Source organism: Corynebacterium intestinale, from assembly GCF_023574125.1.
Classification (GTDB): Bacteria; Actinomycetota; Actinomycetes; order Mycobacteriales; family Mycobacteriaceae; genus Corynebacterium; species Corynebacterium hesseae.
The window spans coordinates 120370-141260 of record NZ_JAMKFF010000001.1; the positions used below are offsets into that span (position 1 = coordinate 120370).

Annotated in this window: 19 protein-coding genes; 6 read left to right on the forward strand and 13 right to left on the reverse strand. The window is 60.8% G+C overall.

Annotated elements, in window-relative coordinates; genetic code table 11:
* Window positions 1-72: 72 nt before the first annotated feature.
* From M5J06_RS00575 to M5J06_RS00620, 10 genes are all read right to left on the reverse strand, one after another.
* Window positions 73-744 carry a response regulator gene (locus tag M5J06_RS00575; RefSeq protein WP_154736675.1) on the reverse strand — a complete coding sequence of 224 codons (672 nt, stop codon included), beginning with the start codon at window positions 742-744 and terminating at the stop codon, window positions 73-75.
* Window positions 725-1930, reverse strand: coding sequence for a sensor histidine kinase (locus M5J06_RS00580; RefSeq protein WP_250223705.1), 1206 nt, complete (start codon window positions 1928-1930; stop codon window positions 725-727). The genes M5J06_RS00575 and M5J06_RS00580 overlap by 20 nt, the downstream gene beginning before the upstream one ends.
* A 30-nt stretch (window positions 1931-1960) precedes the next feature.
* Window positions 1961-2860 carry a polyphosphate kinase 2 gene (ppk2, locus tag M5J06_RS00585; protein WP_250223706.1) on the reverse strand — a complete coding sequence of 300 codons (900 nt, stop codon included), beginning with the start codon at window positions 2858-2860 and terminating at the stop codon, window positions 1961-1963.
* A gap of 75 nt (window positions 2861-2935) precedes the next feature.
* Entirely contained in the window at window positions 2936-3400 is a 465-nt protein-coding gene (locus M5J06_RS00590) for a PepSY domain-containing protein (RefSeq protein ID WP_230307889.1), read from the reverse strand.
* 95 nt (window positions 3401-3495) lie between these two features.
* Complete coding sequence (locus tag M5J06_RS00595; protein WP_250223707.1) at window positions 3496-4374, reverse strand: fumarylacetoacetate hydrolase family protein; 879 nt, start codon at window positions 4372-4374, stop codon at window positions 3496-3498.
* 5 nt (window positions 4375-4379) lie between these two features.
* On the reverse strand, window positions 4380-4928 hold the full coding sequence (gene pth / locus M5J06_RS00600) for an aminoacyl-tRNA hydrolase (RefSeq protein ID WP_143335307.1): 549 nt from the start codon (window positions 4926-4928) through the stop codon (window positions 4380-4382).
* A 90-nt stretch (window positions 4929-5018) separates the two neighbouring features.
* On the reverse strand, window positions 5019-5675 hold the full coding sequence (locus M5J06_RS00605) for a 50S ribosomal protein L25/general stress protein Ctc (protein WP_070529222.1): 657 nt from the start codon (window positions 5673-5675) through the stop codon (window positions 5019-5021).
* A gap of 209 nt (window positions 5676-5884) precedes the next feature.
* Window positions 5885-6859 (reverse strand): ribose-phosphate diphosphokinase, encoded by a 975-nt coding sequence (locus M5J06_RS00610; protein ID WP_070520869.1) that lies wholly within the window; start codon window positions 6857-6859, stop codon window positions 5885-5887.
* Between the two features lie 36 nt (window positions 6860-6895).
* Entirely contained in the window at window positions 6896-8347 is a 1452-nt protein-coding gene (glmU, locus tag M5J06_RS00615) for a bifunctional UDP-N-acetylglucosamine diphosphorylase/glucosamine-1-phosphate N-acetyltransferase GlmU (protein ID WP_070563486.1), read from the reverse strand.
* 64 nt (window positions 8348-8411) lie between these two features.
* Window positions 8412-9653 carry an MFS transporter gene (locus M5J06_RS00620; RefSeq protein ID WP_250223708.1) on the reverse strand — a complete coding sequence of 414 codons (1242 nt, stop codon included), beginning with the start codon at window positions 9651-9653 and terminating at the stop codon, window positions 8412-8414.
* A 70-nt stretch (window positions 9654-9723) separates the two neighbouring features.
* Between M5J06_RS00620 and M5J06_RS00625 the strand changes: the two genes are divergently transcribed.
* Window positions 9724-11358 carry a multicopper oxidase family protein gene (locus M5J06_RS00625; protein ID WP_250223709.1) on the forward strand — a complete coding sequence of 545 codons (1635 nt, stop codon included), beginning with the start codon at window positions 9724-9726 and terminating at the stop codon, window positions 11356-11358.
* Window positions 11359-11433: 75 nt separating this feature from the next.
* Here M5J06_RS00625 and M5J06_RS00630 read toward each other — a convergent pair whose 3' ends face one another.
* Window positions 11434-12198, reverse strand: a complete 765-nt coding sequence (locus M5J06_RS00630) for a DUF4352 domain-containing protein (RefSeq protein WP_250223710.1) — start codon at window positions 12196-12198, stop codon at window positions 11434-11436.
* Window positions 12199-12543: 345 nt separating this feature from the next.
* Here M5J06_RS00630 and M5J06_RS00635 point away from each other — a divergent pair, with 345 nt between their 5' ends.
* The 4 genes from M5J06_RS00635 to M5J06_RS00650 all read left to right on the forward strand — a co-directional run bounded on the left by M5J06_RS00635 (window position 12544) and on the right by M5J06_RS00650 (window position 18272).
* A complete protein-coding gene (locus M5J06_RS00635) occupies window positions 12544-13263 on the forward strand; it encodes a trimeric intracellular cation channel family protein (protein WP_250223919.1) in 720 nt (239 codons plus the stop codon).
* Window positions 13264-13533: 270 nt separating this feature from the next.
* Window positions 13534-14142, forward strand: coding sequence for a TetR/AcrR family transcriptional regulator (locus M5J06_RS00640; RefSeq protein ID WP_070520882.1), 609 nt, complete (start codon window positions 13534-13536; stop codon window positions 14140-14142).
* 12 nt (window positions 14143-14154) lie between these two features.
* Window positions 14155-17793: a transcription-repair coupling factor gene (mfd, locus tag M5J06_RS00645; RefSeq protein ID WP_250223920.1), complete on the forward strand. Its 3639-nt coding sequence runs from the start codon at window positions 14155-14157 to the stop codon at window positions 17791-17793.
* Window positions 17794-17846: 53 nt separating this feature from the next.
* Complete coding sequence (locus M5J06_RS00650; RefSeq protein WP_250223711.1) at window positions 17847-18272, forward strand: hypothetical protein; 426 nt, start codon at window positions 17847-17849, stop codon at window positions 18270-18272.
* Here M5J06_RS00650 and M5J06_RS00655 read toward each other — a convergent pair.
* A complete protein-coding gene (locus M5J06_RS00655; RefSeq protein ID WP_250223712.1) occupies window positions 18269-19756 on the reverse strand; it encodes an amino acid permease in 1488 nt (495 codons plus the stop codon). The two genes, M5J06_RS00650 and M5J06_RS00655, sit on opposite strands and share 4 nt — an antisense overlap.
* Window positions 19757-19837: 81 nt before the next feature.
* Between M5J06_RS00655 and M5J06_RS00660 the strand changes: the two genes are divergently transcribed.
* Window positions 19838-20452 (forward strand): MazG nucleotide pyrophosphohydrolase domain-containing protein, encoded by a 615-nt coding sequence (locus tag M5J06_RS00660; protein ID WP_070530561.1) that lies wholly within the window; start codon window positions 19838-19840, stop codon window positions 20450-20452.
* On the opposite strand, the gene M5J06_RS00665 is transcribed toward M5J06_RS00660, so the two are convergent.
* Entirely contained in the window at window positions 20449-20871 is a 423-nt protein-coding gene (locus M5J06_RS00665; protein ID WP_070520896.1) for a hypothetical protein, read from the reverse strand. The genes M5J06_RS00660 and M5J06_RS00665 overlap by 4 nt on opposite strands.
* Window positions 20872-20891: the final 20 nt, after the last annotated feature.

Consider the following 20891-nt stretch of genomic DNA (forward strand, 5'->3'; position numbering starts at 1 on the left):
CCGGGGCTCATCATAAAGGAATCCGCCTGCATGATGGTCTTCAGCGAGCAGACCTCCTACCGTGGTAGGAGCTTAGGCAACCCCAGCACGCTGCGCTAAGAGAACGAGGGCCACTCGGTCACGTGCGGCGAGTTTAGACATGAGCGCGGAGACGTGAGTTTTCACCGTGGTTTCTGCGATGACCATGTCGGCGGCTATCTCCGCATTTGTAGCACCACGCGCGATGAGCGAAAGCACTTCCATCTCGCGGCGTGTTACAAGACTGAGTCCTTGGCGTTCCTGGGCGCTGAGGTTTTCGCGCGTCAGCGCCGAGCGATAAGCCTCCAGCACTGGGCCGGTTACCCCGGCGGCCAGCACCGATTCTCCTTGCGCCACGTTGCGTACGGCGGTCACAAGAACCTCTGGGTCGGCATCCTTCAGCAGGAATCCGTGGGCGCCAGCGGAGATGGATCGTGCCACGAGCTCTTCATCATTGAATGTGGTGAGCATGATGATGCGGCATTCGGGCTTGCGCTCGAGTATGGCCTGAGCCGCTGCAATGCCGTCCATACCGGGCATGCGAATGTCGAGGATAGCCACATCAATGTGGTGGCTCAGCGCTGCTGTCACGGCGTCCGCCCCAGTGGCAGCGGTTGCCGCAACCTCGATGTCTTCTTGCGCAGTGAGGATGGTAGACAGTGCTGAGAGCAGCATTGCTTGATCATCGGCCAATAAGACGCGGACTCTAGAGCTGCTGGGTTGCATCCTTGGTCTCCTTCATCGGTATTTGTGCGTGCAAGGAAAAGGAATGAGCATCGCCGGAATAGTCGAGGCGACCGCCAAGCGAACGAGCTCGTTCCGATACTCCGACTAAGCCCACGCCGCTGCCCGCGACGTTGCTTGGCGTGGGATGAGGATTGGTGGAGTTGAGGGTGAGCGAGGAGGCGTCATCAAGCACAAGCTCAACCACAACATGCGTGCCGACGCCCTGATGGCGCAGCGCATTCGTCAATCCTTCCGTGATAATGCGCACCAAAGCCATCTGCACCAACGATGGCACGGCGTATTCAGTCGGGAGGTTGGCGTCCACCTTGAGCCCAGCAGCGCGGAAACCTTCGAGGATCCCTTCGATGTGCTCAAGTTGTTGAGCAGGCTCTAGATTCGTGGGGCCGGGTGAGCGCAAGGCAGCGACGATTCCGCGGACCTCGCCCAAGGCGGTATCCGCATTATCGCGGATCGAAAGAAGTGCTTCTTCAGCCGCGCCGGAGTCCGCATTCTCTGCAACGATGCCTGCATTAGCCTGAACCTTAATCAGGGTGAGGGAATGGGCAAGGACATCGTGCAGTTCCCGTGCAATGAGGAGGCGTTCTTCTTCTTGTGCCTGGTGGAAGCGCTCGCGGGCTAGTATCTCCCGTTGGCGATCACGGTCAAAATACCGGGCAGCGATGAAATACGTGCTGCCCAGCACCGCCCAATGGGCCACCACCATGGCAAGGAAGTGTGTGTCTACCTCGTAGCGCAGAAGGTAAGTCTCAGTGTCGATGCGCCACATGAAGGGGGAGATAAAGGTACCGAGTGCGGTGATAAGGAGGACCAGCCGCGGAACCAGCCTCTGGGTGATGTACCGCGAGGTGGTGTACACGGCCATGGGGGCGGTCAGCGCCCACGGGGTCAGACCGCTGTTGGCAGGGAGCTGGCTCATCCATATGACAGCCCAGGCCAGGAGAAGAACTAAGAAGCCTGTTGTGCTCACGATTGGCCTCGATCGCCACACGAGGAAGAACGGTATGAACAGCAGCGACAAGAGAGCCTCGAGAACTTCCACCGTTCCGGGGGAGGAAAACGCCAAGGCACAATAAAAGGCCGCTACGAGCCCTGCGGCTCCTGCGAGTAGCGCGTCCCCCAAATGCACCGAGGACAGGAAGGTGCGCGCGGTGCGGGAAGAGCTCATAGTCGGCCATGGTAGTACATGCCGAAAGTACTACTTCTTCTTTTTGTCCTTCTTGCCCTTCTTTTTCTTTCCTTGCTTCTTGCCGGAGCCGTTGACCTTGGCACGCTCCAAGTCGGCCGCGACATCCGGGACGTAGGCAAAGTCGTTGCGCGGTGGGCGGACGTATTCAGCCTCGAGCTCGGGGCGGTTTGGAATCTCGGGTACGTCCTGCTCCACGTGCTGATAGGGAACGGTCTTGAGGATGTGGTTTATCACGTTGATGCGTGAACGCTTCTTATCCTCAGACTCCACCGTGTACCACGGGGCGGACGGGGTATCCGTGTGGACGAACATCTCGTCTTTGGCACGCGAGTAGTCCTCCCAGCGGGTGATGGACTGCAGGTCCATGGGGGAGAGCTTCCAGCGGCGCAGCGGATCGTTGCGGCGGGACTTAAAGCGTGCGAGCTGCTCCTCATCAGAAACGGAGAACCAGTACTTAAGAAGGATGACGCCATCCTCGATGAGCATGTGCTCCAGCAGCGGAGCCTGGTGAAGGAAGCGCACGTATTCTTGCTGGGAACAGAAGCCCATGACACGCTCCACGCCGGCGCGGTTGTACCAGGAACGGTCGAAGATGACGATCTCGCCGGCGGTGGGCAGCTTCTCAATGTAGCGCTGGAAATACCACTGGCCCGCCTCACGGTCGGTGGGCTTCGGCAGCGCCTCGATGCGGCAGGTACGCGGGTTCAGGTATTGCGTAATGCGTTTGATGGCGGAACCCTTGCCGGCGGCGTCGCGGCCTTCCATGATGATGACCACGCGGGCGCCGGTCTCAACGACCCACTGCTGCATCTCGACGAGCTCTGCTTGGAGGCGCTTGAGCTCGTCCTCATAGGCTTGCTTGTCTAGCTTCGGCGGCTTGGTGGCAGACTTCTTAGACTGTGAACTCATACCTCTAAATTTACCGCTTAGCTGGGAGAATCCCTAACCGCGGGGGTTAAGCAAGTGGGGCGAATTGGGAGGTATTTAGTCAACCTCGTGTTGCGTCACCGCGCCGCTGGCGGCGTCGACGTCGAGTTCGTGTTCCTGGCCATTCGCCTTGAACTCGATCTCCCAGTGCGGGCCCTTGCCGTCGTCACCATCGTCGTAGTCGACCTCTTTTTCTGTGACGGTCTGGGCATCAACGCCGGCGTGGGATAAAGCTTTCTCGAATGCTTCATCGCCGGTGAGTTTCCCGGAATTCTCTGCTTTTCCGGCGTCCCCGGCAGCAGCCGTGTCTGCAGGCAGCTGGGCGTCGTCATCGCGGTCATCGTCGTCATCAACATCGCCCTGGTCCGCGCCAGTTGCAACGGCTGTTTCCGTCACGGTTTCCACAGACGCGGGAGTCGGCGTCGGGGCGGGATCGGCCTCTTTATCTGAAGAGCACGCAACCAGCGCGGTGCTGGCGCATAGTGCGAGGCCGGCGGCGGTGAAGCGGGAGCAAAGAGTCATTGAGGCTCATCCTCCTTGGTCAGTCGGGCACGTGTGGTGCCCCACCCTAACGAAACCTGTCAGTTTTCGCTGAAGATCCTGGATACGGCTGAATGTTAACGGCCGTGACAGATACAGCCTTCGCCGCAGCCCCCGGCAGCGGGAGGTTCGCCGAAGCGCGTGGTGTTCTCAATCGCGCCGAGCCCTTCGATACTGATGCGGGTGCGGGAGCCCTCGCCAAGCAGTGCTTCCTCGCCGCGCGCGAAGCCCACGCCTTCCGGGGTGCCGGTGGCAATGACATCGCCTGGATTGAGAGGGTAGAGGGAGGAACAGAAGGCGATGAGCTCGGCCACGGAGAAGATGAGGTCATCGGTGTTATCGTCCTGGCGGACTTCACCATCGACGGTCGTGACTAGCCGCGCGGCCTTGCCCGGGGCCCATTCATCAGTCGTGGTCAACCACGGTCCGAAGCCGGCGGTGCGGTAGAAGGATTTGCCGGCGTGGAACTGCGTGGTGGCACGCTGATAATCGCGCAACGTGTAGTCATTCATGATGGCATAGCCAGCCACGTGCCCGAGTGCCTCCGCTACCGGAACGCGATGGGCGCGGCGCCCAATGACCACGGCGAGCTCTCCTTCATAGTCCAGCTTCTTCGTGGCATAGTCCGGGACATAGACGTCATCGAAGGGGCCTGTCAGGGCTTCTGGAAACTTGATGAAGAGCGTGGGCTGCGTGGGAAGTTCGCGCCCCATTTCCCGGGCATGCTTGGAGTAGTTAACACCGACGCAGATAATCTTGCCCGGGTTCGGGACGACGGGAGCCAAGTCGGCATCGTCGAAAACCACGGGCTCGCCAGAAAGCTGTGCGGCCTTGCGCCAGTCGGGACTACTAAGTAATTCTCCTACATCTTCATAATCCAGCTCCGTGCCCACGTTGGGGCCATCGATGCGGATAGCGCAGGTGCCAAAACTGGTGCGAAGAGTAGCGAGCTTCATGCCGGCTAGTCTAACGCGCGAAGAATCTCATCGACCGCATCAGCACAGATGATGGGAACCTCCTGGGCCTCTTGTTTGTTCCACGGTTTGAGCACAAACGCAGCCGGATCCATGCGTCCGGGTGGGCGGCCGATGCCCACCGAAAGCCGCTGATAGTCCTTGGTGCCCAAAGACTTCGTGGTGGAGCGCAGGCCATTGTGGCCGTGGTCCCCGCCGCCGAGGCGTCGCTTGATGGTGGCAAAGTCGAGCTCAAGTTCATCGTGGACCACGATGATGTGATCATGCGGAATGTTGAAGTACTGAGCGAGGGCCTTGATAGGTCCGCCGGACAAGTTCATGAAGCAACGCGGCTTGGCGACGATCACCTTGTTGTCCCCGCGCCGCGCTTCGGCGAAATCCGTGTTTGTCTTCTTATGAACGGAAAAGGAAGCGAACAGCTCACGGGCCAGCTCATCAGCCACGTCAAAGCCGATGTTGTGGCGGGTGCCGGCGTACTTCGGGCCGGGGTTGCCCAGCCCCACGACGAGGAAAGAAGATTGAGTCACGCTGCCCATTCTAAACAGCGTAGGGGCGAAAACGGCGAACCGCGCCCGTCCCCAGAAAGCTGGGGGCAGGCGCGGTGCGTTAGATAGGTGAGGGGAGGTTTACTCCTCGTCCTTCTTCTCCTCGGAAGCGGACTCGTCGGCGGACTCGGCGCCAGCCTCAGCGCCGCCTTCCTCAGCAGCCTCAGCGGCAGCCTCGACGTCCTCATCAACCTCCGGCTCGGAGATGGAGACGATGACGGTGTCTTCCTCGGCAGCAAGGGTGGTGCCCTCCGGCAGGGAAACCTCGCCAGCGGTGACAACGGTGCCGTCCTCGAGACCCTCGATGGACACGACGATCTCTTCCGGAATGTTGAGCACGTCTGCCTCGACGAGGAGGACGTCGGCATCCTGGATGGACATGAGACCCGGAGCCGGCTCGCCCTCGAGGACAACCGGAACCTCGACCTCAACCTTCTCGCCACGCTTAATGGAGAGCAGGTCGATGTGGTCGATGTTGAAGGTCAGGACGTTCTGGTCGATGTGCTTGACCATGACGAGGTGCTGCTCGCCCTCGAGCTCCAGCTCGAACACGGCGTTGACACCGTGGTTGCGGACCAGTGCGGTCATTTCTAGGCGGTCAACGGCGAAGTGCAGAACGTCGACGGCGTGGCCGTAGACAACGCCCGGGATCTTGCCTGCAGCGCGCAGACGGCGAGCGAAGCCCTTGCCGAACTCAGAACGGACCTCAGCCTTAAGTACGGGGCGCTCAGAAGCCATAAGTAAATCTCCTTAAAGTATCGTTGTGCGGCAAGGGCTGTTGTAGGACCGTGTAGATACGACAAAAGCCTGCCGATGGACGTCTTGGACGAGTCATCGCAGGCTTAATACAAGATTCACTGCTTAACTTGTGCTATCGCGTCGATAACGGATTTCTCCCTCGCCGAGACGCACAAAATTTTAGCAGCAGCGTTGTCGCAGAACCAAATCTAGTGAGTCTCAAACAGCGTGGTCACAGAACCGTTCTCGAAAATCTCGTGGATGGTGCGGGCCAGCAGCGGGGCGATGGACAGTACCGTGAGGTTGTCCCAGCCCTCGGTGGACTGCGGCAGGGTATCGGTCGTGATGACCTCGACAGCACCGCACTCGGACAGGCGCTCGCGGGCCGGGTCGGAGAAGACACCGTGGGTACACGCAATAACCACGGACTTGGCGCCGGCTTCTTTGAGCACGCGGACAGCGCCCGCGATGGTGCCGCCGGTATCAATCATGTCATCGAGCAGGATGCAGTCCTTGCCCTCGACGTCACCGACGACGCGGTTGGACACCGTCTTGTTGGCCTCGGTAGTGGAGCGGGTCTTGTGAACGAAGGAGAGTGGGGCGTCGCCAAGCTCGTGCGCCCACTTCTCCGCCACCTTCACGCGGCCAGCATCGGGGGAGACCACAGCGAGGTTGTCCAGCGGGTACTTGGACTTGATGTAGTCCACCAAGATCGGCATCGCGTGCATGTGGTCGACCGGGCCATCGAAGAAGCCCTGAATCTGGTCGGTGTGCAGGTCCACGGACACGATGCGGTCGGCGCCGGCAGCGGCCAGCAGGTCTGCCACCAGGCGGGCAGAAATAGGCTCGCGTCCCAGGTGCTTCTTGTCCTGGCGTGCGTATGGGTAGAAGGGCAGGATGGCGGTAATACGCTTAGCGGAGCCGCGCTTGAGCGCATCAATCATGATGAGCTGCTCCACCAGCCACTTGTTGAGCGGCTGGGTGTGGGACTGCATCACGAAGCAGTCGGCACCACGGACGGACTCCTCGAAGCGAATGAAGATCTCACCGTTGGCGAAATCGCGCGCGGTGGTTGGAACCAGATCAGTCTTGAGCTCCTTGGCCACAGCCTCAGCCAACGCTGGGTGAGCGCGCCCAGTGAAGAGCATCATGTTCTTGCTGCTGCCGGTAACCTTGCCAGTCATAGGTAGATATCCCTTTACTTGTTGTTAGTTAGTGGTCTATTCGTCAGCCTCGGCGTCCTGTGCCTTGCCGGCGGCTTCTGCTGCCGGCGTGCCCGGACGCTTCTTTTGCACCCAACCTTCGATGTTGCGCTGCTTGCCGCCGGAGACCGCGAGCGCTCCCGCAGGAACGTCGTCCTTAATCACTGTACCCGCACCGGAGTAAGCGCCATCACCGACGGTGACGGGGGCGATGAACATGGTGTCCGATCCGGTGCGCACGTGGCTGCCGATGGTGGTGTGGTGCTTGTTGACGCCGTCGTAGTTGACGAAGACGGAGGAAGCACCAATGTTGGAATAATCGCCCACGGTGGCGTCACCGATATACGTCAGGTGAGGCACCTTGGTGCCGCGGCCGATCTGTGCCTTCTTTGCCTCGACGAAGCCGCCCAGCTTGCCCTCTTCACCCACGATGACGCCGGGGCGGATGTAGGTAAACGGGCCAATCTGCGCGTTGCCGCCAATGACGGAGTCGAAACCGTGCGTGCGCACCACATGTGCGCCTTCACCAACCTGCATGTTGGTCAGCGTGGTGTCGGGGCCGATTTCGGCGCCATCGGCGATGGTCGTGGCACCCCACAGCTGGGTGTTGGGGTGAATGGTGACGTCTTGGCCAATGGTCACGTTGACGCCGATCCAGGTGGTGTCGGGGTCAACGATGGTGGCGCCGCCGCGCATGGCTTCCTCAACCACGCGGCGGTTGAGCAGGCGGCCGGCTTGAGCTAATTGCACGCGGTCGTTGACGCCGGAGAGCTCCTCCGGATCGGCGGCGACGTGCGCACCAACGCGGTGGCCGTCTTCGCGGGCAATCTCCAAAACATCGGTGATGTAGAGTTCGCCCTGGGCGTTATCGGAGTTGAGCTTCGTCAAAGCGTCGCGAAGCACGGCACCGTCGAACGCGAAGACGCCGGAGTTGACCTCGCGCACCTTTCGTTGTTCCTCAGAGGCGTCCTTCTGCTCCACGATGGCGGTGACGGATCCATCCTCGGCGCGCAGCACGCGGCCGTAACCGGTGGGATCCTCCAGCGTCATGGACAGAACTGTTACGGCATTGCCCTCGCCGGTATGGGCCTCCTGCAGCTGGCGCAAAGTCTCCGGACGCAGAAGTGGAACGTCACCGTTAGTCACGATGACGGTTCCGTTAAAGTCCGGTAGAGCGCTCAAGCCGCACTGCACGGCGTGGCCGGTACCGTTCTGCTCCTCCTGAACCGCCTGGGATACTGCGCAATCCAGTTCTTCGGCGATGGCATCGACAGCAGGGGAAACCTGGTCGCGCTGGTGGCCCACGACGACCACGAGGTGCTCCGGATTCAGGCCGGCGGCTGCGTGGAGGGCGTGGCCGAGAAGTGACCTCCCGCCAATCTCATGCAACGTCTTTTGGGTTGAGGATTTCATGCGGGTACCTGCGCCTGCTGCCAGGACAATGGCGGCGCAGTCAGTTACTTCAGCCACGAGTGTGTGCTTCTCCTGTGATTGGGGGTCAGGACTTACTGTGTTTCATCATAACGCGTGCTGCCTACTTCCCGTGTGAGACCTCCGGGAGTGCTCGGGCACGCCATGCGCCAATCAGGCCGATGCACGCTAAGAACAGGATGGCCGCCGAGGGGCCCGCGAGTGCAATGACGGCGGAGATGCCACCGACGACGAGGAGGATGACGCCCATCATGGTGTTTGCGGCCCCGACGTAGCGGGTGCGTTTGTCCTCGCCAGCCATGTCCACCACATAAGTCTTGCGAGCCACGCGGATGGCGGCGTGCGCCAGGTTGACCAGGAAGAAGCCGAGGGGAAGCGCCCACATGCTCACAGCCGTCGGCGCCCACGCGGCACAGGCCACGATGGCCAGCAAGATGAATGCCGCGGCACCCGCGGCCCAGGACATGACCAAGCGGGAGGACTTATCGGACAACACACCGGAAACCCGGCCGCCGACGAGGCTGGCCAAGCCTGAAGCTAGGACAAAGCCGCCGAGCCCACTAAGCGCCTGCGAGCCGATGTTCTGCGAAAGCACCACGATGAAAGAAGTGGACAGGGCAGACACCAGCAGCAGGGCGCGGACGTTGACGAAGCAACGGAAGCGGACATCCTGGGTGTATAGCTGCCAGGTGTCCTTCCACCAGCTGTGGTTAATGCCCTTCTGACCGGAGCTCTCCGGCACAGGCTCCTCGATGGTGCGAAAGACCGCTGCTGCCAGGAACCAGGTGGCCGCACCGATGGCCAGCAATAGTGCCAGACCCCAGCGTGGGAGCTCACCTAGTACGGCGAGGATGCCACCGGTAATCAGGGTGACCGCCCCGCCGAGCTGCGTGGCCCGGCCGGTCACCACGCCGCGGCGCCCCTTGGAGATGGTGCGGCCCTGGACGTCCTTGCCGGTCAGCGAACACAGCGCGCGCAGCACGGCGAGAACAGCTAGCGCGAGGCAGACAATGAGGCCGAGGAGGGGGCCGCGGACAAGCACAGCAGCCGCCGCGATAATCGCCGCGCACACGCCCTGGCCCACCGAGCCCAGTACCCACAGGCGCTTGCGGGCGGGATGGGACACCACCCACGGGGTCAGGGCCGCCTGCGGGAGCATGGAGCCGGACTCGCGCAAGGGGACCAGTAGGCCCGTGAAGAAGCCCGGCACCCCGGCCGCACTGAACAGCCAGGGGAGGACGGTCTTGCCGGAGAGCAATTGATCGCCCACGCCCTGAAGGCCATTCGACCACACGAAGCGGCGTGCGTTGGCGGATTCCTGGGAGGGTGACGAGCTCTGAGTCATGACTGTGATCTTAAGCCCGGCTCGACCTTATCCGGGCCCTAAGGTTTGCCTGATCTCTATCCTGGAAAACATGTTTATCTCCGCTCGTCCCACAGTGTCCCGCCGTGTCTTCGTCCAAGGCTCCGTGCTCACCATCGCCGGTGCCGCCGTGATGGGGTTGAGCTCATGCTCTGCATCGTCCTCGAAGAATCAGCCGGAGCCACAGGGCTATGACGGTGAGCCGCGCGCCCTGCCCATCCCGCCTGTGGACGAGGGCGAAGTTATTGACGGAACGCGAGTTTTCAAGCTGACCGCGCAGGACGGTTACTCGGAGGTCCTCCCTGGCAACGAGCGCACGCGGACGTGGGGTTTCAACGGTCCCTTCTTAGGGCCCACCTTGCGCGCCCGGCGCGGGGAGAAGGTCCGCGCGGAAATTACGAACAACCTCATTGAGATGACCACGGTGCACTGGCACGGCATGAAGTTGCCTGCCTACTCGGATGGCGGCCCGCACTCGCCAATTGAGGTGGGCAAGACCTGGAAACCCGAATGGGAGATCACCCAGCCAGCCGCCACGCTGTGGTACCACCCGCACCCGCACATGGCCACGGCCACGCATGCCTACCGTGGGCTGGCGGGGATGTTCCTGATTGATGATGACGTGGCCTCAGATCTTGATCTGCCCCAGGACTACGGAGTGGATGATATCCCGGTGGTCATCATGGACGCGAAGTTCACCGACGATGGACAGATCGATGAGAAAAGCGATAACACCCTGGGTCTTCTGGGTACCACGCCTCTGGTCAACGGCATTACCAACGCGCGCTTCGACGCCATCACGCGCCGGGTTCGCCTGCGGCTGCTCAACGGTGCCTCGATGCGCTTCTACACACTGGAGCTGAGCAACGGCCCCTTCCACGTCATCGCCACGGACACAGGGCTTCTCGACGCCCCCGTGGAAGTCGACTCCCTCCTCTTCGGCCCCGGAGAGCGCGCCGAAATCATCGTGGATTTGGAGCCTGGTAAGGAGGTCACGCTGCGCTCGGTGCCGCGCAAGGATAACTTTGGGGTGCCCAAAGACAAGGATGCGGCTGACTTTGGCTTCCAGGATTCCTTCGACCTGCTCACCATCTCTGGGCCTGCGGAGTCCGCACCGGAGCCATCGGCCCTGCCGGAAACGCTGGACCCGGCCGCGGCGAAAACCCCGTCGACGGATGGACTCACGGAGCGTGAGTTCGTGCTCAACACCTTCATGATTAATGGTGAGCAGATGGACATGGCGCGGGTGGATACCGTCATCGATCACGATGCCCCGGAAATCTGGACCGTGACCAATGAGAACTCTGATTGGCCGCACAACTTCCACATCCACAACGCCCGCTTCAAGGTTCTGGACTGGGACGGCGATGAGAAGATGAAGGTCTTCAACTCCGGCTGGAAAGACATTGTCAATCTTCCGCCGAAGGCGACCGCACGCCTGCTGGTGGAGTTCGGTCACTTCCCGGACAAGACGATCCCGTACATGTACCACTGCCACATGTTGCTGCATGAGGACGAGGGAATGATGGGGCAGTACGTCATGGTCAATAAAGGCGAGAAACCCGACGTGCGCGTGAAACCAGCCGCCTTAGTCTTCGACCAAACCGCCACCACGCACTCCGCGCACGCGGGACAGGTGGTGGATTCCTCCCGCAGCCCCTATGCGACGCCGGAGGCGAAGGCCTAACCAAGAGTCAGGCTAGGCTTCAGCGGATTGAGAATCTGGCTATTTTCTGAGGCTCGGTTTCGTCCGCTTGCAGCTCTAGCTGCGTACGTCGATGGAGGCAAGCCTGTTTCCAATCACGTTGTCCCCTGAGTCGTCGTAGGCAAAGGCTACAGGGGTAAAGTCCCCGGGAACCTCGAATACCCAGGTATATGGTGTGGAGAAACCAGGGCCGATGGAGTCACTGAGGGTATCCCAATTGGCCTGAACCCGCCAGTGGTCATTGATGGGGTCGTACTTTCGTCCTTCTTGGTCTGCGATCCAGGCGAACTCGTCGAAGTCGGCAATAAGCGGGGTTTTCCCCTCATTGAAGACAGTTCCGGAAACGATGACGAACTGTGCTCCTTCGTTTCTAGGGCCTTCCATGACAGTTTCGGATGCTTCAGAAGAGAAGTCCTCGTTTCTTAGTTCCACCGTGGGGGCGAGCTCCACAGAGTCAATAATGACCTTTTCGTTTCCACTTATGGCTGGTTCGCCGAGCTTTGGGAGTTCGTCGAGAGTTCCTCCAGTGGTGCTGTCTTCCTGTGCATTTGAGGTGTCGGCATTGTTCGATTCTCCGGATTGTGAAGAGGCTGGCTCTACAGAGGCTGCGGAAACCTGTTCCTCTTTAGAACCAGTGAATGCGTAGGTGGCGCCTGCACCAAGTAATACGCCGACTAGAGCGGCAGCAGGCACCATCCACCATGCAGCTTTGGGGGTCTTAGGCTGGGCTGCCGTGCCGGAATCAACTGGCTGTGGCGTGGTAGAAAAAGGATTCTGTCCTGGTGTCTGTTGCGGCTGTTGCTGTGCATCGTAAGGGGACATGACTTACCTCGAGAGAAGAGAGTGAACAAATTCTTAACAGTGTAAACCCACAGCATTGCGTTTCCACTATCAGAGCAGCAGTGAGCATTACAGAAAGGGGAGGGATCGGTTTCACAAAAGTTCAGACGTGGAAGTGCAAACCCTGCCCTGGTCGTCGCCAAGCACGTTTGGCGCTTCACCGTGCTGTCAAGGGGTGAATGCGCTTCAAGGTCTGTACTTAAGGAAGCGTCGGCCGTTGGAGGTGCTTGAGTAAGGCGCTGTGGGACGACACAAGCCTGGCGATAGTGTGAACTGAGGCAAATTCATCATCATTGTGTGATCAGTGCGCTATGGTCGGTATCTGTGATTCAGGACGTCGACCCGCTCATCCATTCCCTGTACCAGGTCTTTGACCTCATCGGTGTGGTGCTCAACGGCATTATCGGTGGCACGATTGCACGCCGTAGGGAATTCGACATTATTGGTTTCGTCTTTCTGGCGCTCTTTTCGGCGCTGGCTGGCGGCATGATCCGTGACATGCTGATCGCCAGCGGTCCGGCTGCGGCTATCTCAGATCCGCTGTACCTCACGCTGGCGTGTGTGGGCGCGCTCATTGCGTTTTTAATGGATTTAAAGGGCAAGGCCTGGGAAATCTTCCTCGAGCACGCGGATGCCGTCATCTTGGGCGTGTGGTGCACGACTGGATGTGTGAAGGCGCTGACCCATGGAATGCCGTTTATCGCCTGCGTATTCTTGGGCGTCTTGACTGCAGTGGGTGGCGGAATGGTGCGCGATGTTGCTTCCGGCCAGATTCCCTCGGTCTTTGGGGGAAGCCCGCTCTATGCCGTGCCGGCGGTGCTTACAGGAATCGTGATGGCATCCTTCGCGCACTTCGACAAGTTTGCCCTTGGCATGGTCATCTCGCCCTTCGTGGGCTTTGGCCTAGCAGTTATGGCGTATTGGCGCGGATGGGTGCTTCCGCGCGCTGGTATTGCTCCCTTGAACTACACCGCGGCGCAGGTGGCTTCGATTGCGCGGAAAGCTGAAATCAGGGGATTTAGGCGCGGTCGCAAGAAAAGAAAATAAACACCGCCAAGAGCTGAAAAAATTGCAGTCCAGGCGGTGTTTGTGCTTGCTTCCCCACCAGGACTCGAACCTAGAATGACGGTACCAAAAACCGTAGTGTTGCCGATTACACCATGGGGAAACGCGCCCACATTATGAGCGCTGGGGGACATGTTACCCGACGGGTGCGTATCAGACCTAAACAGGTGGCCAAGACTCGCATTCCCGTTGCTTGCGGCTTACTTTTAGCTGGTGCGGGTCATGTCCGGTGAGGGAGATACAGTAGTAGGCATGGTTCGACAAAGGATGACCGGGCGTGAGCGCCGTGAGCAGTTGATCTCCATTGGCCGGGCGGCCTTCGCAGAGCGCGGTTTCGATGGCGCCAGCGTGGAGGACATCGCGGCACGCGCCGGTGTGTCCAAACCGGTGGTCTACGAGCACTTCGGCGGCAAGGAAGGTCTCTATGCCGTCGTCATTGACCGCGAGCTCGTCGCTTTGGAAAAGGTCGTGACGGAATCGCTACAGACGGGTTCCTGGCGCGAGCGCATCGAGCAGGGGGTTGTCGCCCTGCTGACCTATGTGGAAGAGGAAACCGATGGTTTCTTGATCCTCGTGCGCGATTCCAAGCCAGGGGATGAGCGTAGTTTCTCCACGTTGTTGAACGCAGCAGTTAATCAAATCGCGCACATCCTCGGTGAGGCCTTTGAACACCGCGGACTCGACCCAGAGCTGGCGGTGCTCTACGGCCAGGCGCTCGTTGGCATGGTGGCCACCACAGCCCAGTGGTGGCTGGATGAGCGTGAGCCTTCGCGTGAGACAGTTGCCGCGCACATCGTTAATCTGTGCTGGAATGGTCTTTCCGGCATGGAAGCAGCACCGAAATTGAAGGGAGCTAAGTAGGTGGCAACGCCGATGCTGGGCGGGCTTTTAAAAGTAGCCGCCTCAGATCCGAAACTTAAAGGCCTCGCATCCCAAGTGGGGGAAGCCTCATTGCACATTACTGGCATTGACCAGGCACGCCCCTGGGCCATCGGTACCTTGGCGCACCACGCACCGGTGCTGGTGGTGACCGCCTCCGGGCGCGAGGCGGAGGACCTTACCGCGGAGCTGACGGCCATGCTGGGGGAGAAGGTCGCTTACTTCCCGGCATGGGAGACGCTTCCGCATGAAAGGCTGTCGCCGGCCCCGGATATCGTCGGCAAGCGCGCGCGTGTGCTCGACCTCGTGGGGGCGGGCAAAGCCCAGGTCGTGGTGACCTCCGCCCGCGGGTATTGTCAGCCCATCCTGAGCAAGGTGGAGGGCCGCGCACCCATTTTCCTGAAGGAAGAGGACGAGCACGAGCTCGCGCATATCCTGTCGGAGCTGGAGTTTCGCGCCTATAAGCACGTGGACATGGTGGCCAAGCGCGGTGAGTACGCCACGCGCGGCGGCATTCTTGATGTTTTCCCCACCACCTCCGATTACCCGGTGCGCGTGGAGTTCTGGGGTGATGAGATTACGGATATCCGTCAGTTCTCCGTGGCTGACCAGCGTGCCATCCCCGAGATCGAGGTGGGAGAGGTCGCTATCTATCCTGCCCGCGAGCTGCCGATCACCAATGAGGTCGCCGCGCGTGCCCGCGAGCTGGCGCAGAAGTTTGGGGGCAACGCAGCGCTGGCGGAGCTTCTGACCAAGGTGGGGGAGCACATCCCAGCTGAAGGTATGGAAGCCGTGCTGGCCGTGCTTGCCGACGCCCCCTTTGTCACCCTCCCCGAACTCCTTGCCCCGGGCACGCACGTGCTGCTTGTGGCGCCGGAGAAAATCCGCACCCGTATTGCAGACTTGGAATCCACCGATGCGGAGTTCTTGGCTGCTGGCTGGGAGGCCGCCGCGATGGGTGCGGATGGTCCGTTGGCTGCCGAGGGCTTGGACACCTCGGCGTCGAGTTATCGCTCCTATGAGTCCTTGGAGGCGACGTGCCGGAATATCGAGGCACCGCTGTGGACTTTTGCGCCGCCGGGAATGTTTGCGGCGGCCGAATCGGAGACTCTGCCGCTGGACTTTGAGCCCGGACCAACTCCGCGCGGTGATATCCCAGAGATTGATGCCATGATGGCGCAGCTTCTGGCGCACACGACGGCCGGCGGGCGTGCCGCCTTCATTGCCCCTGCGCAAGGCGCTATCAAGCGCATGGTGGAGCGCTTTGCGGAGAAGGGTATCCCCACGAAGGTGGCCACACCTGGCTGGGAGCCGAGCCCCGGCGAGGTCACGCTCTACCAGGCCTTGTCCCATGCTGGTCTGGTGTTCCCGAAGGTGCGCAAGCTCAAGGACGCTGAGGCGCTACCGCTGGTCGTCATCACGGAAACTGACCTGACGGGTAACCGTGTGGGCGATATTGCGGGGGCGAAGCGTCGCCCAGCAAAGCGCCGCAACCGCGTGGATCCCCTCGCCCTGAAGCAGGGGGATTACGTGGTGCATGAGACTCATGGCATCGGCAAGTTCCTCAAGATGGCCGAGCGCACCGTTCAATCCGGTGACGAGACTTCGCGCCGCGAATACATCGTGTTGGAGTATGCCGCCTCCAAGCGCGGTCAGCCGGCTGACCAGCTGTGGGTCCCCATGGATTCGCTGGATTTGCTGAGCAAATACACCGGCGGTGAGACGCCGACGTTGTCCAAGATGGGTGGCTCGGACTGGAAGAACACCAAGAAGAAGGCGCGCGCCGCGGTGCGCGAGATCGCCGGTGAGCTGGTGGAACTCTATGCCAAGCGCCAGGCCGCACCCGGTCACCAATTTGGCCCTGATACGCCGTGGCAGGCGGAGATGGAGGATAATTTCCCCTTCGTCGAGACCGAGGACCAAATGCTGGCCATCGACGCCGTCAAGCAGGATATGGAATCCACGGTGCCGATGGACCGCGTGGTCGTCGGCGATGTGGGCTATGGCAAGACCGAGGTTGCGGTGCGCGCAGCCTTCAAGGCCGTGCAGGACGGCAAGCAGGTCGCGGTCCTCGTGCCCACCACTTTGCTGGCCCAGCAGCACACCGATACTTTCCGCGAGCGCATGCAGGGCTTCCCGGTGGATATCGAGGTGCTTTCGCGCTTTACCTCGGCCAAGGAATCCAAGGAGATTCTGGCTGGTTTGGCGGATGGTTCCGTGGACATCGTCATCGGTACCCACCGCCTGCTGCAGACCGGTGTGCAGTGGAAGAACTTGGGCCTCATCGTGGTGGATGAGGAGCAACGTTTTGGTGTCGAGCACAAGGAGCACATCAAGGCGCTCAAAGCCAGCGTGGACGTGCTCACCATGTCCGCGACGCCGATTCCGCGCACCTTGGAGATGTCCATGGCGGGCATCCGCGAGATGTCTACCATCCTGACCCCGCCGGAGGACCGCCACCCGGTCCTGACCTATGTGGGCGCGTACGAGGATAAGCAGGTGGCCGCGGCCATCCGCCGCGAGTTGCTGCGCGACGGCCAAGTCTTCTTCATCCACAACAAGGTTGCGGATATCGAAAAGAAGGCCCGCGAGCTGCGGGACCTGGTCCCAGAAGCGCGTATCGTCGTGGCACACGGCCAGATGAACGAGGACGTCCTTGAGCGCACCGTCCAAGGATTCTGGGACCGCGAATTCGACGTCCTGGTGTGTACCACCATCGTGGAAACCGGCCTGGATATTGCGAACGCGAATACCCTCATCGTGGAAAACGCCCACCACATGGGCCTGTCCCAGCTGCACCAGTTGCGCGGGCGCGTGGGCCGCTCCCGCGAGCGCGGCTATGCCTACTTCCTGTACCCGAAGGGCGCCACGCTGACGGAAACCTCCTATGACCGCCTGGCCACCATCGCCCAAAACAACGATCTGGGCGCCGGTATGGCCGTGGCCATGAAGGACCTTGAGATGCGCGGCGCCGGCAACGTGCTGGGCGCCGAGCAATCGGGCCACATCGCCGGTGTGGGCTTTGACCTCTACGTGCGTCTTGTCGGTGAGGCAGTGGAGACCTTCAAGGCGCTCGCGCGTGGTGAGACCCCCGTGGTCACGGACGAAGGACCGAAGGAAATCCGCATCGATCTTCCGGTGGATGCCCATATTCCGGAGTCCTATATCAACTCCGAGCGCTTGCGTTTGGAGGTCTACCGCAAGCTGGCGGCCTCCAAGGACAACGCGGACCTGGCACATGTGGTGGAGGAGATGCAGGACCGCTACGGGCCCATTCCGGAGCCGGTCGAGCGCCTGCTCGCCGTGGCTCGCCTGCGCCACCAGGCCCGCCGGGCCGGGGTCAGCGATATCACGGTGCAGGGCACGCGCATCAAGGTCCATCCGGTGGAGCTGGCGGATTCCAAGCAGGTACGCCTCAAGCGCCTCTTCCCGGGTTCCAACTACCGTGCAGCTGCCAAGGCCATCCAGCTCAACTTCCCCAAGGCCGGACGCAACGTCACGGACCCGAAGCTGCGTGACATCGAACTCCTCCAGTGGGTGGCGGACTTCTTGGCCTCGATGTTCGAACTCGAGCGCGTCGACGTCAGTGGTGCTAAGACTAAGAAGAATGTCATTAGCGTAGGAGAAAAATAATGGACGCCAGCACCGCCGCCGGGAGTTCTCGGGCCAATCCCAGAATCGTTTTAGTGGCGGTGTGGATGGCTGCCTCGCTGCTCAGCATCCCCGTCTCACTGGTGATTAAGTTCAGCGGTGAGAACGGTGGCTGGCTCACCTTCATGTTGATGATGTTCGGAGTAATCCTGGTTGGCATCTGGGTGCTGCTTGGTTTACTCCCGCTGTTCATCCGCGGTGATTACACAAGCAAGCTGGCGTGGGCGTGGGTGTCGCTGGCTTTAGTGTTCATCGGCTTTATCGTGGGCAATGCCAACGTGCCGGATTTTGGGGACGTCGGACCAGCCACTGTTCCGACGTGGTGGTTTGGCAACGAGGAAGCGGCCTCGATTACTGGAGGCATCTTCCTCGTCATCAGCGCTATCGGCCACGTGTTGTGGATAGCAAGCTGCATCGCCTATGCGGTGTTGTCGCGCCGCTCGGCGCCCGAGGTTTTCTAGAGCGCCAGGCGGCCCGTGCTCAAGCCCCACACCGCGGCAACCGCGCCGATAACTACCAGCGCTACCACGAACCATTCGAAGGTGTTGAACACGCGCTCCTTTTTGTACAGGCGGGTGGCCACATAAGGAATCATGCTGGGGACCACGGCCAGCGCGCCGAGAAGTACATAAACCGGGTCGGCGGCATAGATGAGCCACAGGGAATAGATGAAGGCGACGAGGCCGATGCAGAGGTGGCGGCGATTCTCTCGGCGGCTCACCTCCGGACCTGAAATATCGAAGCGCACCCCTGCATGCGGGTGAGTCAGCCCCTTGCCGCGCACGGCCAAGAGGACCAAGTAAAGGGAAGAGAAGATGTAGGGCAGCAGGTACATGATGGTGGCCAGCTGCACCATCGCGTTATAAGAGGTTTCGTTGAGGAAGAAGACGATAACGAAGAGCTGAATCGTCAGCGTAGAAATCAGCTGCGCTACCCACGGCGCACCGGCGATGTTCACGGTGCCGATCTTGCGGGGGAGAAGACCATCGACAGCCATCAGGACAATCGGCTCCGCGCACAGCATCTGCCAGGACACGTAGGCGCCGAGCACGGAGAGGCACAGGCCGAGGGAAATGAGAGCGCCGCCCCATTCGCCTACGGCCGCGGTGAGCACGGACGCCATCGAGTTATCCGGCAGCGCTGCGAGCTCCTCCTGGGTAAGCACGCCGAAGCTCAGCGTGGACACGGATACCAGCAACGCCAGAACGCTGATGAAGCCGATGACGGTGGCGCGTCCGACGTCGGCACGCGTGCGCGCCTGCTTGGAGTACACGGATGCGCCCTCCACGCCGATGAAGACCCACACGGTAAAGAGCATGATGCCCTGAATCTGCTCGAAGAGGGACTTATCGGAGGCCTCACCCCAGAAGTCAAGAGTGAATTTGTCCCAGCTAAAGCCTACGAATGCGAGGATGACGATGAAGGCGAGGATGGGGACGATCTTGGCCACGGAGGTGACCATGTTCATGATGGCCGCCTGCTTAATACCGCGGGCCAGCACAGCAAAGATTCCCCAGGACAACACTGATACGGCGATGGCGGAAACCCAGCGGTGGTCGGCGTCAAAGAGGGGGACGTAGTGGCCGATGGTGTTGAAGAACAAAGTGGCGTAGCCCACCTGCGCCATGACGGAACCCAGCCAGTAGCCCCAGCCGGAGGTAAAACCGATGAAGTCACCCAGGCCGGCGCGAACATAGGAGTACACACCGGAGTCGAGGTGCGGCTTGCGGTGCGCGAGAATTTGAAAAACGAAGGCGACAGAGAGCATGCCGACGCCTGCGATGAGCCAGCCGATGAGCATGGCGCCAGGGCCGGCCACGGAGGCGATGTTCTGCGGAAGAGAGAAGATTCCGGCGCCCACCGTGGAACCGATGATGAGCGCGATGAGCGTCCACAACGTCACAGAGTGTGTGCGCGGCGATTCGGTGAGATTGGAAGTGGTCATTGGTTAAAAATACCCCTTCAGGCGGGCGTTTGTGCAACTGCAGCGAAAGTTCAAAGAACTGGGGACCTATACTCGTTGCTTATGACTGTCCTGTTGTTAGATCCGCGCTGGCCCACGTTAATCCCTATGGAGGCCGTTGGGAAACTGCAGGGCCCTGTTGTTTTCACTGATGAAGTTCCGGTGAAGGTGCGCTGGGACTTTGATTCCCTGTTGTGCGGTGAGGATCCGGAAGGCCATGGTGTTGTGGTGAGCACAGATCCATCACACCCGCAGGTGCGCGCGCTTATCGACGCTGATGCGGACCTCATCCTCGCCCCCTCCCTTGAGGAACCGATGTGGAAGGCACGTGAGGTGATGTCGCGTGCGCGGCGCATAGGGGAGTGGGAGCGCGATCAAACCCACGAGACCTTACTGCCGTATCTAGAAGAAGAGTCGGCGGAATTCGCCCAGGCGGTGCGGGAGCGTGCCACTGATTCCGAGTTGCTTAAGGAATTGGGCGATGTCTTCTTACAGGTCCTCTTTCACGCCGAGATCGCGGCACGCCGTGGGGCTTTTACTCTCGACGATGTTGCGATGTCTTTCGTCAACAAAATGCGCTCCCGCGCGCCCTACCTTTTCGACGGCACGGAGGACGTCGTGGGGGTAGAGGAGCAGGAGCGCTTGTGGGCCGAGGGAAAGGCCCGAGAAAAGAACTAACCCTTCTGGATCATCGAGGACAGCAGGGGAGCGTAGTCAGCGATCGTGGAGGAAAGGCCGGTACCGCCGGTTGCGAGAGTGTCTTCCTTGACGATCTTGCACTCGAGGGCGCGGTCGGCGGTCTGGCCGGAGTACTTCACGGCGGCCAAGGCGAGCGGGCCGAGTTCCTCGGAGTTGCCCAGTGCGGTGAGGTTCTTGGAGAGCTGGTTGCGGGTGGTGTTCGGAGTAAGCAGCTCGCCCTCGGTGCTCTGATCAATCAGCGTCAGGGTGCTGCGCAGGGTGTTGCAATCAGCGGACTGGATGCCCTGGGAGAGGAAGCCGCCCAGCTCAGTCAGGGAAGCGGCAGAAGCGGTGGCGGGGGTGATTGCGCCGAGGGCGACAACGGCGGAAGCAGTAGCGAGGATACGACGGATGGACATGGAACTCCTTGGCTAAGAGA